Raw genomic sequence first — 14,107 nt, forward strand, 5'->3', positions numbered from 1 at the left:
CCTGTCCTCGACAGATACGGGCCCGGACCCGCGCCCGACCACCGAGTCTGCCCGTGACGGCAACTCTCGTGCAAACGTCACGCCAGGTCGTTCTCAGAACGTTGTCGTCATCGCACCGGCGCTCAGGTGTCAGCGAACCAACGGCAAGGTTTCGCGCATGACCTTCTCCGCGATCGTCGAGTGGGCGGTGACCGAGACCGTCGGCACGCGCCGACCGAGCAGGGCGTCGGTCGGTCCCGGTGCGAGTCCGGGACCGACGACGGCCGACAGCGACGCCATGTCGGCCTGGGCCGTATCGAATCGGTACACCTGGCGCGAGCCCACGGTGAAGGCCGGGGTGTCGTCGATGATCGAGCGTTCCTCGTTGTAGTCGAAGGTGACGATCGCGTCGTGCCCGTCGACGCTCATCTTGCACGTGGTGACGCGTTGATCGGCCACCGGCACCCGAACGCCGAGCAACGGCGCGACCGCGCACGGATCGGCTCCGGTGATCACCGCCCGATCCGAATCCGGCGAGGAACCCTGGGGCGGCGCCTCGCGCCACTCGGTCAACGCGATCCGCACCAGCGTCTTCGCCGTCGCGCACGCGTCCTGCGGCGCCCGCACGCTGAAGGACAGGTCGGCGCCCGCCACGAACCGCGCCCACGCCTGACAGGCCCCGCGCACCTGCGGATCATCCGACGCGGCGGGCTCGTCGTTGAACAGCACCCGCACGTCGCCCATCGACTCCTCGTCCACCGGGCCGTCCATGCTCGGCTCGCCCTCGAACATCACCCCGGTGCTCCAGGTCGCGTCGATGCCGGTGAGATGCCCCGGCACGGCGATACTGAGCCGGCACTGATTCGGATGCACGTTCTCGATGTCGCGCACGGTGCCGAGGGTGCCCAGTGCCACGCGGGGGAGCAGCGCGCACACATCGATCGCCCTGACCTTGCGCAGAACCGCGACCTTCTCCTGGTCGGAAACCGCTGCGGTGGACCAGAATCCACCCTCGGGCATGGAGTCCGGTGCGGGTTCGCTTCCGCAGGCGACCATCGTCAGCACTGCGGTGGCGATCAGGATGAGCTGTCGCACAGGGGTTCTCCTTGTCCGGTCAGGTGGCGGGGAAGAGTTCGGTGGTCGAACGGAGGACGGATTCGAGGGCGGCACGGTCCGTGCCGAAGACCCGGATGGTGGGGACGGCGGGGCCCATCAGCTCGGATCCGGGACCGGGCAGGCTGGGGCCGACTATCGCTGTGTACGAGACGTATTCGCTCGTGTCGTCGCTGGGGCCGTACCCTGTGTGGCCGTTGACGGTGAAGAGGGACTTGCCGGTGTCCGCGTAGCCGCGCGCCTCGTAGCCGTAGTCCACATCGATGGCCGCACCTCGGAAAGTGAACTGGCAGGACCATATCCGTAGGTCGAGGACGGTGACCGCAGTGTCGAGCGCGGTGGCGACCTCGCACGGGTCCTTGCCGTGCAGCGCGGTCCGCGGGGTGTCCGGGGAGGTGCCCTGTGCTGGTTCGGCGGCGAGTCCGCCCATCGCGCGGGCCAGTGCGGACTGGGCGGCCGGGCACGGTTCGGTGCCCAGTGGTGTTCGCACGTGGACCGGGAGCGTGGTCGTATTGGCGAAAGCCGCGGTGGCGAGACAACTTCGGTCGAGCTGTCCTTCGACCTGGGGGCCGTTGTCGAGATCGCGCAGAACGCCGACGGTGATGCCGTCGACCTCCTCGCGCCGGGACTGTCCCCAGCCGTACCCGGTCGGCGCGACACCGATCGCCCAGCTGACCGAGGTGCCCTTGCCGCTCTCGGTGGAGTCGAACGTCGCTTCGCACTTGTTCGGGCCGTCGTTCTCGACCGCGAGCAAGGTGCCGATCTTCGCCAGGTCGGTTCGGGGGATGAGCGCACACGGGTCGATCGCGCGCAGCCGGCGCAGCAGTTCGAGGCGCTGATCGTCGGAGGTCGGCGCCGTCTTCCAGTACGCGGGCATCGCGGACGCCGCCTCGATCGGGGTGACCGGCCGGTGCCCGGGCAGCTCCTCCTGGCAGGCGGTGAGCCCGATCATGACAGCGGCGGCCACCGCGCAACGACGCCACAGCATCGACAATCCCCCTCGCGCGGGACGACTCCCGCCTCCCTCCGGCTCACGTTCGAGCCCTGTCGAATGCCCAGTGTGCCGGAATCGGCGCCCCGTATCCGCACCGGGCCAGGGTGCGCCGGGCAGTGGCGGCGCTCACCGGTGCGGCGGGTGCCGGCACACATGTGGCGAATCACTGGCGATGCGATGGTGGTGAGTTCGCGATCGTGCCGCACAATGGGGGCCGCGTGTGTGGTGTGGGTGTTCGGCCGGTCGGGTCGAGTTCCGCGCGCCGCAACACAAGCTGTAGTGCTCCCCGAGGTTGTCACCCACTACGAGTAGTGTTTGTGGGTGAAGGGCTTCGCGCACGGCGGCGGGTGCGGGTCAACAGGTCTGGCGGAAAGGTGTGGAGGCGGAATGAAGCTCATCGATCGGGCGTCGGCCATCAATTGGAATCGGGTGCCCGATGAGAAGGATGCCGAGGTCTGGGATCGGCTGACCGGCAACTTCTGGTTGCCCGAGAAGGTCCCGGTGTCCAACGACATCCCGTCCTGGAACACCCTCACGCCCGACGAGAAGCAGCTCACGATGCGGGTCTTCACCGGCCTGACGCTGCTCGACACCATCCAGGGCACCGTCGGCGCGGTCTCGCTGATCCCCGACGCGATCACCCCGCATGAGCAGGCGGTGTACACCAACATCGCGTTCATGGAGTCGGTGCACGCCAAGAGCTACAGCTCGATCTTCTCCACCCTGTGCTCCACCAAGGAGATCGACGAGGCCTTCCGCTGGTCGGAGGAGAACCGCAACCTGCAGCGCAAGGCGGAGATCGTCCTGGGCTACTACAACGGCGACGACCCGCTCAAGCGCAAGGTGGCCTCCACGCTGCTGGAGAGCTTCCTGTTCTACTCCGGCTTCTACCTGCCGATGCACTGGTCCTCGCGGGCCAAGCTCACCAACACCGCTGACATGATCCGGCTGATCATTCGCGACGAGGCCGTGCACGGGTACTACATCGGCTACAAGTACCAGAAGGGCCTCGAGCTGGTCTCCCAGGCCGAGCGCGACGAGCTCAAGAACTACACGTTCGAGCTGCTCTTCGAGCTCTACGACAACGAGGTCGACTACACCCAGGACCTCTACGACGAGGTCGGCCTCACCGAGGACGTCAAGAAGTTCCTGCGCTACAACGCCAACAAGGCGCTGATGAACCTCGGCTACGAGGGCCTGTTCCCGAAGGACGAGTGCGAGGTGAACCCGGCGATCCTGTCGGCCCTGTCGCCCAACGCCGACGAGAACCACGACTTCTTCTCGGGTTCGGGTTCCAGCTACGTCATCGGTAAGGCGATCAACACCGAAGACGAGGACTGGGAGTTCTGAGCGCGCCAGTACTGTGAACGACGGCGCACCTGTTCGGGTGCGCCGTTGTTGTCTATGGCGCGGTCTTCGGATGACCGCGTTTGCGCCACCGCAGCGGTGGCATGCCGAACCGGCGGTGGAAAGCGCGGTTGAACGCGGCTTCCGAGTGATAGCCGACGGCGCCGGCGATCCGGCCGACCGGTTCGGCCGTCGAGCCGAGAAGGCGGGCCGCGTGTTCGAGGCGCCGGTCGGTGACGTAGGCGCCGGGTGACTGCCCGAGCAGCCGGGTGAACCGATCGGTGAACGTGGACCGCGACATCGCGGCCTCGGCCGCGAGTTCGGCGATCGGCCACGCGCGGTCCGGATTGTTGTGGATCCTGGTGAGTACCGGACCGAGGGCGGGGTCGAGGGCGGCGGTGAGCCATCCGGGCGCGGTCGTGTCGTCGGCGGACCAGGCCCGCAGCGCGTGGATGAACAGTAGGTCCAGGATGCGCGAGATCATCACTGCGGCACCTGGTCTGGCGTCGGTGATCTCGACGACGAGCAGGTGCAGACTCGGCGTCAGCCAATCACGGTCGTCGCCTCCCGCCCGGATCAGTACCACCGGCGGCAGGACCGACAGCAGTGGATCGGCGATAGCCTCCTCGACGCCGAAGGTGCCGGTGACCCAGCGTGGCGCCGCCGGATCGGCGAGTTCGGTGACGCGGCGGACGCTGTCGGCGGCGGTGAGCCCGCGTGCGGGCACCGAGGGTGTGCCCACGGAGATCACGTGCGGGTCGCCGCGCGCGAGCAGCGCCATATCACCGTCACGCAGGGTGTAGGACCGGTCGCCCACGCGGAGCTCGAGGTCCCCGCGTTCGGCGATGTGCAGCAGCCGGATGCCGCCGGGCAGCCCGATCGAGAAGGGTGCCGGGGGTGCGCAGCGGATGAGCCGATCGCCGCGCAGCCGGACGGTGTGCAGGATGTCCGACAGGGCGTCGAGGGTGGTGTCTCGCGCGAGGGGGTCACCGGCGATCGGTTGATCGGCAAAATATACCGGGTCTTCGGTCATGGTATTTGCCTCATCATCCAAATATCGTCAATGGTGCTCGTCGCGTCAATCGGCTCCGCGGTATCGGGCCGATCCGGCAGGCGAGAAATCCGACCGAGAGAGAGGCCTCGCAATGGCTGCCAAGCCGACAATCGTTCTGGTCCATGGATTCTGGGGTGGCGCCGCGCACTGGGCGAAGGTGATCGTGGAATTGAACCGACGCGGTTATCCGGGGCAGTACGCGGTCGAGAACCCGCTCACCTCGCTGGCCGACGATGCCGAGCGCACCAGGAAAATGGTGGCGCAGATCGACGGCCCGGTGCTGTTGGTCGGTCACTCCTACGGTGGCGCGGTGATCACCGAAGCCGGTGATCTGCCCAACGTGGCGGGCCTGGTCTACGTCGCGGCCTTCGCGCCCGATGCGGGGGAGAGCCCCGGTGCGATCAGCGAGCAGTTGCCGCCCGCCGCGTTCGCGAACATCGCGCCGGACTCCGACGGTTACCTGTGGATCGCGCAGGACAAGTTCCACGAAAGCTTCTGCCAGGACCTGACTTCCGAGGAAGCGCTGGTGATGGCCGTGACGCAGAAGGCGCCACTCGGCTCGACGTTCGGTGACACGGTGACCGCGCCTGCCTGGAAGGTGAAGCCCACCTGGTACCAGGTGTCCACCGAGGATCGGATGATCCACCCCGACAACGAGCGGCGGATGGCCGCGCGGATGAACCCGCGCAAGACCATCGAACTCGCCGCGAGCCATGCCTCGCTGGCCTCGCAGCCCGGCGCGGTCGTGGATCTGATCGACGCGGCCGCGCTGGACATCGCGGGCTGACCCGGCTTCGTCGCCGCGCTACTCCGGCGCCACGCTGATCGCGCGGGAGTAGCGGGCGGCGATCCGGCGTAGGTGCTCGGTCAGTTCGGGGCCGCGTTCGATGTCGAAATCGGTGTCGAGGGCGCCGAGGAGGAAGGTCAGGCCGCGCGGGTTGTCGGCGCCGATCTCCAGGCGGCAGGTGTCGGCGTCGATCGGTTCGATGGTGCCGTAGGTGGCGGCCGAGCGCGCTTGTTCGGAGTCGGCTGGGACGTGTAGCCGCACGGTGGCGCGGTAGGGCCAGAGTTGGGCGACACCTTTCGCCACGTGTTGCGCCGCGTTGCCACCGGGGATCTCGCGCGGCGAAAACCGCGGGCCCACCGGGATGGTGGGCTGCATTCTGTCGACGCGGAAGGTGCGCCAGTCGTCGCGGTCGATATCCCAGGCGACGAGGTACCAGCGTGGGCCCCAGGTGACGAGTTCGTGCGGTTCGGTCTCGCGACGCGATTCGCGGTCGCCGCTGCGATAGTCGAATCGCAGGCGTTGACGGTCGCGGCACGCGGCCGCGATGGCGGACAACACCGCCGGATCGACATCGACGCGAGCCCGGCCGGGGGTCTGGACGTTCGAGACCTGCATAGCGTGCACTCGGTGCCGCAATCGCGCTGGCAGCACCTGCTCGAGTTTGACCAGCGCGCTGAGCGCGGTCTCGCCGATGCTGCTCACTCCGCTGATCGACGCTGTGCGCAGCGCGATCGCCATCGCGACGGCTTCCTCGTCGTCGAGCTGCAACGGCGGCAGCTGCGCGCCCGCCTCGAGGTGGTACCCACCGTCGATGCCCTTCACCGCGCGGACCGGGTAGTCCAGCGCGCGCAGCTTGTCGACATCGCGGCGCACTGTTCTGGTGCTCACGTCCAGGCGCGCGGCGAGCTCGTCGCCGGACCATTCGCGCCGGGTTTGCAGGAGCGAGAGCAGCCGAAGCAGCCGCGCCGAAGTTTCTTTCACGAATTCGACTCTGCCAGTTCTATAGGACAGAAGGTGTCCGCTTGTGGTCATAACGTTGTCCTCATGAGCAACGAGATCATCCCGTTTCACCTCGACATCCCGCAGTCCGAGCTGGACTGTCTGCAGGCCAGGCTGACCGACGCGCGCTGGCCCGCCGAGCAGCCCGGCGCCGAGTGGAGTCGCGGTGTGCCGGTCGCGTACCTGCGCGAGCTGGCCGAATACTGGCGCACCTCCTACGACTGGCGCGCGGCCGAGGCGGAACTGAACAAGTTCGCGCAGTTCACCACCGAGATCGACGGCCAGCGCATCCATTTCCTGCACGTACGTTCGGCGAATCCCGACGCCACGCCGCTGATCCTCACGCACGGTTGGCCGGGTTCGGTCGTCGAGTTCCTCGATGTGATCGGTCCGCTCACCGACCCCGCGGCCCACGGCGGCGATCCGGCCGACGCCTTCCACCTGGTGATTCCGTCGCTGCCCGGCTTCGGCTTCTCCGGTCCGGTCGCCGAGGAGGGCTGGGATCCGGCGCGCATCGGCAAGGCGTGGGTCGAGTTGATGAGCAGGCTCGGTTACGAGAGCTACGGCGCACAGGGCGGTGACTGGGGCGCGTTCGTCACGCCGGAGGTGGGGCGCGCGGGCGGTGACAAGGTGATCGGCGTGCACGTCAATGCCGCGACCTTCGGTTACATCCCGTTCGGCCCGGTCTCCGACGACGAGAAGGCGACGATGACGCCCGCCGAGCTCGCCCGGCTGGAGCGCCTCGCCCGGTTCAAGGGCGAGGGCAACGGCTACTTCACGATCCAGGCATCACGCCCGCAGACCCTGGCCTACGGCCTGCACGATTCGCCGATCGGCCAGCTCGCGTGGATCGTGGAGAAGTTCAAGGAGTGGACGTTCCCGGCCGCGGGCCTGCCCGAGGACGCGGTGAACCGGGATCGGCTGCTGACCAACGTGATGCTGTACTGGCTCACCGGCACCGCGGGTTCATCCGCCGCGCTGTACTACGAGGCCACCCACGTCCGCTCCAGGGAGACCACGCCGCTGACCACGCCCGTCGGCGTCGCGGTCTTCGCCGAGGACATCGCGATCCGGCGCTACGCCGCCGCCGACATCGTGCACTGGTCGGAGTTCGATCGAGGCGGCCACTTCGCGGCGATGGAAGTGCCGGACCTGCTGGTCGGCGACATCCGCGCGTTCTTTCGCGGACTGCGCTGAGTCAGCGGTCCCAGGGCGGTGGTCGCGGGGCGCCCACGGCAGGTCGAGATCGGCGGCGTCGTCGGATGCGGGTGGGACTCGATCATCGGAATGCTGAGCCATGGTTCCTCCTCGGGCGCTGGGTGGCCGAGCGGCGTCGCGACGTCATGGAGCACTGCTGGCCATGATAGCAATCGGCCGTCTACCAGTGGTTTTCTCGATCGAGCCGGCGGCGTCGACCCCTCGTCGGCGCCGCCTGGTCCGTTCAGCCGAGCGCGGCCAGACCGCGGCGATCGATCTTGCCCGTGGGCGTGCGGGGCAGTTCGTCGACGAACAACACGTCGCGGGGAGCCTTGAAACGGGCGAGATGGGTTTTCACGTAGTCGCGCACGGTCTCGGCGTCCATCTCGCCCGCGGGCACCACGAACGCGGCGAGCCGCTGACCGAATTCCTCGTCGGGGACACCGATCACGGCCGCTTCGGTGATCGACGGGTGCCGGTAGAGCAGGTCCTCGATCTCGCCGGGGAAGACGTTCTCACCGCCGGAGACGATCATGTCGTCATCGCGTCCGTCGATGAAAAGCCTTCCGCAGGAATCGAAATGACCGAGATCGCCCGTGCTCATCAAACCGCCACGGAGTTGCTTGGACCCGCCACCGGAGTAGCCCTCGAAGGCGATGGTGTTGCCCACGTAGACGGTGCCGACCGCGCCGGGCTCGGTGATCCGGGTGCCGTCGGCGTCGTAGAGCGCGACGGTGATCCCGACCGGGGGTTTGCCCACGGTGCCCGGTGCGGCGATCCAGTCTCGCGGGGTCGCGATGGTGGCCGTACCGGTTTCGGTGCAGCCGTAGAAGTTGTAGATCACCGGGCCGAAGGTGTCGATCGCCCTGGTGCCCAACGCCGACGGCAACGCCGCTCCGGCGGTGAACACGATTCGCAGGGAGCTGGTATCGGTGGTGGACAACGACTTCGGGCCCAGATCGAGGACGCGGCGCAGCATGGTCGGTACCAGCACGACCATGTCGGCGCGATGCTCGGCGATCTGGGCGAGCGCGCGGGTGGCGTCGAACCTGCCGTGCAGCACGATCGTCGACCCCAGATTCAGCGAGAGGATGAACTGGGACAGCGCGGTGCCGTGGAACAGCGGCGCGCACAGCAGCACCGTCTGCCGGCGTCGGAGCGGGACCCGGTCGACGAATTGTGCGGCGGCCAAGGGTGATTCGACTCGTCGTGGTGCGCCCTTGGGCGTCCCTGTGGTGCCGCCGGTGAGCAGGACGAAACCGCCCTGCTGTGCGGGGGTGCCGATCGGTGGGGCGTCGGAGCGAATCACGCTGTCCAGCAGGACTATCCGTTCGGGTAGATCCTGAGCCATCGTGGACAGGGCGGGGTCGAGCACGAGAGCGCTGACCCTCTCCCGGTCCAGCACGTCACGCAACTGCGCCGCGCCGAAGCCGGTATTGAGCAGCACCAGTCGAGCGCCGAGTTTCGCGGTGGCGGCCATGGATTCGACGAGCCGCACTCCGTCGGGACAGAGCACGCCGACCGTGTCACCCGCGTCGAGGCCGCCGGCGTGCCAGGTGGCCGCGAGTGCGTCGGTACGTCGATCGAGTTCCCGGTAACTGACCCGCTCGCCGTCGCAGATCAGCGCGATGCGGTCGGGTGCGCGGCGCGCCGAGGAACGGATCCCACCGGCGATCGGGCCGAACGCGCGCATGGTGCGGGCGGTGCGCAGGATCTGCGCGGGACGACGCGGATCGATGATCCCGGCCCGTGCCAGGGCGCGGATCTGGCGTAGCGAGGTCTTGGCGGCGCTCAACATACTCGCGGCCCCGGGTCGGCGCCCGCGGTGACCGCGAGCAACCAGGCGACCGTGCCCAGTTCGGGGACGATCTCGGCACTGATGTGCTCGGAGAACGGCACCCGGATCATCCGCATGTTCACGCCGCGGGCGCAGTAGCCGGCGGCGATCGTGTCGATCGCCAGTTCGGCGGGCAGCAGTTGATCGGTGGTCGAATGCCACATCAGCAGCGGCATATCGGGGGTGTTCTCGGGTCTGCCGAAACTCGCGGCGGACAGTGCGGGTCGCGCGGCGGCCAGCGCGGCCTCCGGATCGGTCAGGTACTGCGTCATCGGGCGGAGCAGGGTGGTCGCCACGGAAGTGTAGAGACAACGTTCCCGCAGGTCGTCGGCCACTCGGCGGCCTTCCGGAGTCAGGTATCGCTGTAGTTGGGCGTCGAATTCGGGGTATTCGCGAGCCAGTCCGAGCACGGCGAGCCAGCCGGTGAAGTTGGCTTGCGGCTGCTGTCCCGAGATCGCGAACGGGGCGATCGCGACCTTGTCGCCGGGGATTCCGCCCTGCGCGCTGCCCTTGATGTCGAGCTCGGGAGCGTAGTGGCGGCGTTGCTCGGCGGCCGAGGCGGACGCGTTGCCGCCCCCGGAATAGCCCCACAGCCCCACCGGTGCGGCGTCGAGCCCGAGACCGCCGCGCTGGGCCGCGCGAATGCCGTCGAGCACCATCCGGCCCTCGCTGGGCGACATGATCGTGTTCTCTGTGCCGTCGAAATCGGTGACCACCACGGCCGCGCCCGCCGCAAGGAACTGGCTCATGATGGCCACCTCCTTCTGGATGCCCGCGCGCAGGGTGTAGGACGGATTGCACTGGCGGCCGAGGCTGTCGATCGCCTCCTGATACGAAATCAGCGGGCGCGCACCGGGACCCGGCCACGGGATGCCCGGCATCAGCACGGTGGTGGCGGTGGCGATCGGGTTGTCGTGTACGTCGGAGCTGCGGAGCAGGAGCTGGGTGGTGTGGACGGGAGCCGGGAGGCCGAGCACGTGGGTCTGCACCACCCGGCTGCGGATCACGTCGCCGTTGGCGTAGCCGGCGAGGTCGGCCGGATCGGCGTACCAGGGGTCGTGCTGCGGTGTGGGGATCGGCACGACCGCCGGATACACCTGCGCCTCGTTCGGCAGTGGCGGCAGTTCGAAATCCTGGGCGCCCGCCGGACCCCCTGCCGCCAGCGCCGTCATCGCGAGCAGGGGCAGGGCTCGGGCGCCGAGCCGTCGGAGCCGGGGCGACCGGCGGGTGGCCGTGCTGCGCTGCATGGCATCTCCTTCGATAGGTGATGCTGATTACAGCATGACGTCTTGTTGAGAACAAGAGTTCTTGTTTATATTCGGCAATCTGTAGGCTGAGCTGCGTGACGTCGACCGACAAGAGCCAAGTCCGCTCCCGGCGCATCCAGGGCCTGGACGCCGAACAGCGCCGCGCGCGCAGGCGCGAACAGATCCTGGCCGCCGCCTTCGACCTGATCGCCGCCGAGGGCTACGTCAACACCGCGATCGAGCAGATCTGCCAGACCGCCTTCGTCGGCAACAAGGCCTTCTACGAGCTCTTCGACAGCAAAGAACACTGCTATCTGGCGCTGCTGCAGCAGCAGAGCGAACGCGCGCAGGACCGGGTCGCCACCGCGCTGTCGGAATCCCCGGGCACCCGCGACGAGGTGGTCGCCGCCGTGATCGGCGCCTTCGCCCACTCGATGGTCGACGACCCCCGGGTAGCGAAGGTGACTTTCGGTGAGGCCAGCGGCATTTCGGCGAAGGTCGAACAGCAGCGGCGCGTCAACCGCCGCTGGGCCGCCCAGTTCCTCGAAACCCTGTGGCGCGAATACGGATTCGTGCCCCCCGCGGGAATCGGCGTCGACCTGCACGCCCTCGCTGTCTCCGCGATCGGCGGCCTGTTCGAAACCGTCGCCGACTGGCTCCACACCGACGCGGGCGCGACAGGCGACATCGACATCCTGATCAGAGATCTCACGGCCTTCATCGAGATCGTGCACCTGGGACTGGCCGCCGCCGCGGACCGTTCAGGGCGCTGAGGTCGCTGTGTGGCGCCTGTGGTCAGGGCGCGAATCCGATCAGCTGTCGGCCTGCGGATTTGTCGGTGAAGGGGACCAGGATTATGCCGGGTGCGGCAATGATCTGGGAAGCCTGTCCGGATCCGAGGGGTACCGGGGATGGGTTCTCGGCGAGGTCTTCTCGCCGCCAGGTACGCAATTGCTCCCCGCTGACAGTGACCAGTTCTTCGGTGAGCAGCATCGAGTCGGACGGTTTCAGGCTGACCGATCGTGCTACGGGGTCGGCCCGTGACCGAGCTGGATCCCCACCCTCCGACAGAGTGATTCCGGTATCCCCGGAGATGGTGACGACCGTGCCGGTCGCGGGATCGAGGGCGATCACCTCGACATGGCCGGCCGTGACGGCGGCAACGCTGAGCAGTTCGGGAGAGGTGACGACCAGGTGGTCGAGCGGTGCGTTCCGGTAGCGCCAGTCGACCGACAGCGCGTCCTTGCTCACGGAAACCGTCGGTGCGCGATCGGGGTCGGGGTTGGGGAGATCCCGCTTCGCGATCTGCGTGCCGGTAGCGGGATCGAGTGCGAGAACGGTGGTCCACGCGGACTCCGCATTGCGGCAGATCAGGACGTGGTAGACCGCGGGGGCGGTGACCGCGATCTGCGACCCCTTCTTGGCGCAACCCTCGGGTGGGGCAGGTTCGGACCATATGTGTCGCCCGGTGCGAGCGTCGTACCGGGCGAAGTTACCGAGCGAAACGCCGAAGAGTTCGTCATCGACCAAGGCAAGCGCGGTTTCGCCGGCGGTGCCGAAGCCTCGGGCGACTCGCATCTCGGATCGGCTGTCATCGGCGAATTCGGATTCGGTCCAGAGCTTTTCGCCGGTGGTGGCGTCGAATGCGATCCACCCCAGGTGGTTCCAGCTGGTGACGACAACATTCTCGGCCGGGATGGACAGCAGGTTTTCCGCGCGGTGGAAAACACCGCTTTCGGCGGCGTCCGGCCGTAGGTAGTTCCAGCGGACAGTGCCCGTCGCTCCGTCATAGGCCGTGATGCCGGCTGTGGTGCCGACGACGAAGCCGGGACCACCGACGACTGTGCTGCTTCCTTCCTGCAGGTCCATGCGAAATCGCTCCTGTCCCAGTCGATTCGGGATCGGCGGTGCGACTACCGAAGCGGCGGTGCGATGGTCGACGGACCGGTCGTCGTCACCGGCCCACAGCGCCGCGCCGGTGGCAAGTGCGCACAGCAGCAGGCCGATCGTGGCAGGCACCGCGATCGTGCGCGTCGTCGGTGTGAAACGTGGTGCGATGGTGAGGGGATAGCAGAGGGCAAGGATGCCGAGGCACACGAGAACCCAGGCGGCGAGCGCGGTGGGCAGCCGGGGAAAGGCTGTGTAGTGCTCGAATATCTGCTCCGTGACGGACGGAACGTGCAGTTGCACTGTGCGCCCGATGGCGACGGTCAAGACCAGATATATCGTCACGCCGGGGTTGCCGAAACCTGCGGCGCGCAGTCGTCGCGCCGCCAGGAGAACGACAGCGACGACGAGCAGTGCCGCGCCGCCGACCACGATGGCCGACATTCCCAGGGCGTCGGGTAGCTCGGCTGGAGCATCGTCTTGTGGCGTGACCGGGTTCGCAGCGGCGAGGAACCGACTGTAGAGGCCGCGTGACGCCACCGATCAGTACCGCGGTACCGAGGGCTGCGGTCGACGTTGCCAGCCGCGAACAGTCCGGTAGCCGTGGCAAAGACGTAGTGCGGCTGTTGTTCATCGACCCTCCCCAGCGATGGTGCGACAGAGTCGCGTCCTGAGGATAGCGGGCTCACGGCTACCCGACCGTTCGGCGTCAGTACCCGCGGACTCGTCAGCGGGGTGCTGGGCCGCCGGGTGGTGGGCCGCCCGGCGCCCCGTTGCCGGAGGGAGGCGAGCCCGGGAAACCGTTGTCGGACTGGGTGTTCTGGGATTTGGCTGCTACGCCGATGGTGAGTGCGACGGACAGGCCGGTGGCCGGGGTGCCGGTGACGGTGGCCAGTTCGGCGTCCCAGCCGTCGCCGAAGACGCCGTCGGAGGCGAGGGTCACGCCGGACAGGTTGCGGGTGCTGTTCACGTATCCGGAGTCGGCGTCGAAGACGGCGGTGCACGCGTCTTGGGGGAGGGCGATCTGGGAGGTGAGGCGGGCGTTGTCACCCGCGACCGCGGTGGCGAGGGAGTCGTAGACCTCGAAGTGGATGTGGGGCCAGCGCCCGGCGTAGCAGGCGGGGAAGATCGAGGTGAACCGTACGGTGCCGTCGTCGTCGGCCACCTGGACACCGCGCAGGTAGTTCTGTTCGGTGGCGCCCTCGGTGTAGAGGGAGTACCGGCCCTCGCGGTCGCAATGCCAGACGTACACCGCCATTCCGGTGCCTGCCGCGTTCTTCACGAGGTCGCGCAGATTCAGCGTGAGTGTCATCGGAACACCCTGGGCGGTACCGGAATACGCGCCGAAGCTGGTGGTGATATCGGAGCGCACCACACCGGATTCGATCAGGACATTGGGTCCGTTGGAACCGTCACCCGGGTAGGGGCCCGCCGTCTCCTGCGGTGCCGCGGCGGGTGTTTGCGCTGACGCGGAGGTGGCACTGCCGGCCGAGCTCGTGCTCGTGCCGGAGCTGTCGGTCGCGGCCGCGCAACCCGCCGCCGCTGCCGCGACCCCGGCGACGCCGAGGAAACTCAGCGCTCGCCGCCGTGACATCACTCGAAGATCGTGCCCGAGTCCCAGATCGTGCTCGCCCATAGCTGCTCCTTCGCTGCCTTGTTGCCGACC

12 protein-coding genes are annotated in these 14,107 nt (G+C 68.0%); 4 read left to right on the forward strand and 8 right to left on the reverse strand.

The genetic code is table 11. The features are described from left to right. Positions 1-129 precede the first annotated feature (129 nt). Together ACFQ9R_RS16580 and ACFQ9R_RS16585 are read right to left on the reverse strand one after the other, a co-directional pair. On the reverse strand, positions 130-1,074 hold the full coding sequence (locus ACFQ9R_RS16580) for a hypothetical protein (protein WP_378991509.1): 945 nt from the start codon (positions 1,072-1,074) through the stop codon (positions 130-132). A 19-nt stretch (positions 1,075-1,093) separates the two neighbouring features. Then, positions 1,094-2,080 carry a hypothetical protein gene (locus ACFQ9R_RS16585; RefSeq protein ID WP_378991510.1) on the reverse strand — a complete coding sequence of 329 codons (987 nt, stop codon included), beginning with the start codon at positions 2,078-2,080 and terminating at the stop codon, positions 1,094-1,096. A gap of 393 nt (positions 2,081-2,473) precedes the next feature. Between ACFQ9R_RS16585 and nrdF the strand changes: the two genes are divergently transcribed. Further along, on the forward strand, positions 2,474-3,436 hold the full coding sequence (gene nrdF, locus ACFQ9R_RS16590; protein WP_056812336.1) for a class 1b ribonucleoside-diphosphate reductase subunit beta: 963 nt from the start codon (positions 2,474-2,476) through the stop codon (positions 3,434-3,436). A 52-nt stretch (positions 3,437-3,488) separates the two neighbouring features. On the opposite strand, the gene ACFQ9R_RS16595 is transcribed toward nrdF, so the two are convergent. Next, the gene (locus ACFQ9R_RS16595; protein WP_378991511.1) at positions 3,489-4,466 is read right to left on the reverse strand and encodes a cupin domain-containing protein; all 978 of its coding nucleotides are present in this window, start codon (positions 4,464-4,466) and stop codon (positions 3,489-3,491) included. Positions 4,467-4,578: 112 nt separating this feature from the next. Between ACFQ9R_RS16595 and ACFQ9R_RS16600 the strand changes: the two genes are divergently transcribed. Beyond that, on the forward strand, positions 4,579-5,274 hold the full coding sequence (locus ACFQ9R_RS16600; protein ID WP_378991512.1) for an alpha/beta hydrolase: 696 nt from the start codon (positions 4,579-4,581) through the stop codon (positions 5,272-5,274). An 18-nt stretch (positions 5,275-5,292) separates the two neighbouring features. On the opposite strand, the gene ACFQ9R_RS16605 is transcribed toward ACFQ9R_RS16600, so the two are convergent. Further along, a complete protein-coding gene (locus ACFQ9R_RS16605) occupies positions 5,293-6,255 on the reverse strand; it encodes a helix-turn-helix transcriptional regulator (protein WP_378991513.1) in 963 nt (320 codons plus the stop codon). A gap of 63 nt (positions 6,256-6,318) precedes the next feature. Here ACFQ9R_RS16605 and ACFQ9R_RS16610 point away from each other — a divergent pair, with 63 nt between their 5' ends. Then, a complete protein-coding gene (locus ACFQ9R_RS16610; protein WP_378991514.1) occupies positions 6,319-7,470 on the forward strand; it encodes an epoxide hydrolase family protein in 1,152 nt (383 codons plus the stop codon). Positions 7,471-7,714: 244 nt separating this feature from the next. Here the strand turns inward: ACFQ9R_RS16610 and ACFQ9R_RS16615 are convergent, their stop codons facing one another. Beyond that, positions 7,715-9,268: an AMP-binding protein gene (locus ACFQ9R_RS16615; RefSeq protein ID WP_378991515.1), complete on the reverse strand. Its 1,554-nt coding sequence runs from the start codon at positions 9,266-9,268 to the stop codon at positions 7,715-7,717. Continuing rightward, a complete protein-coding gene (locus ACFQ9R_RS16620) occupies positions 9,262-10,554 on the reverse strand; it encodes a lipase family protein (protein ID WP_378991516.1) in 1,293 nt (430 codons plus the stop codon). The genes ACFQ9R_RS16615 and ACFQ9R_RS16620 overlap by 7 nt, the downstream gene beginning before the upstream one ends. Before the next feature lie 95 nt (positions 10,555-10,649). Here ACFQ9R_RS16620 and ACFQ9R_RS16625 point away from each other — a divergent pair, with 95 nt between their 5' ends. Further along, positions 10,650-11,327, forward strand: coding sequence for a TetR/AcrR family transcriptional regulator (locus ACFQ9R_RS16625; protein WP_378991517.1), 678 nt, complete (start codon positions 10,650-10,652; stop codon positions 11,325-11,327). 22 nt (positions 11,328-11,349) lie between these two features. Here the strand turns inward: ACFQ9R_RS16625 and ACFQ9R_RS16630 are convergent, their stop codons facing one another. Together ACFQ9R_RS16630 and ACFQ9R_RS16635 are read right to left on the reverse strand one after the other, a co-directional pair. Continuing rightward, positions 11,350-12,981, reverse strand: coding sequence for a PQQ-binding-like beta-propeller repeat protein (locus tag ACFQ9R_RS16630; RefSeq protein WP_378991518.1), 1,632 nt, complete (start codon positions 12,979-12,981; stop codon positions 11,350-11,352). 187 nt (positions 12,982-13,168) lie between these two features. Then, positions 13,169-14,077, reverse strand: coding sequence for a dioxygenase (locus tag ACFQ9R_RS16635; RefSeq protein ID WP_378991519.1), 909 nt, complete (start codon positions 14,075-14,077; stop codon positions 13,169-13,171). Positions 14,078-14,107 lie beyond the last annotated feature (30 nt).

This window comes from Nocardia sp. NPDC056541 (genome assembly GCF_042794235.1).
In the GTDB taxonomy this organism is placed as follows: Bacteria; Actinomycetota; Actinomycetes; order Mycobacteriales; family Mycobacteriaceae; genus Nocardia.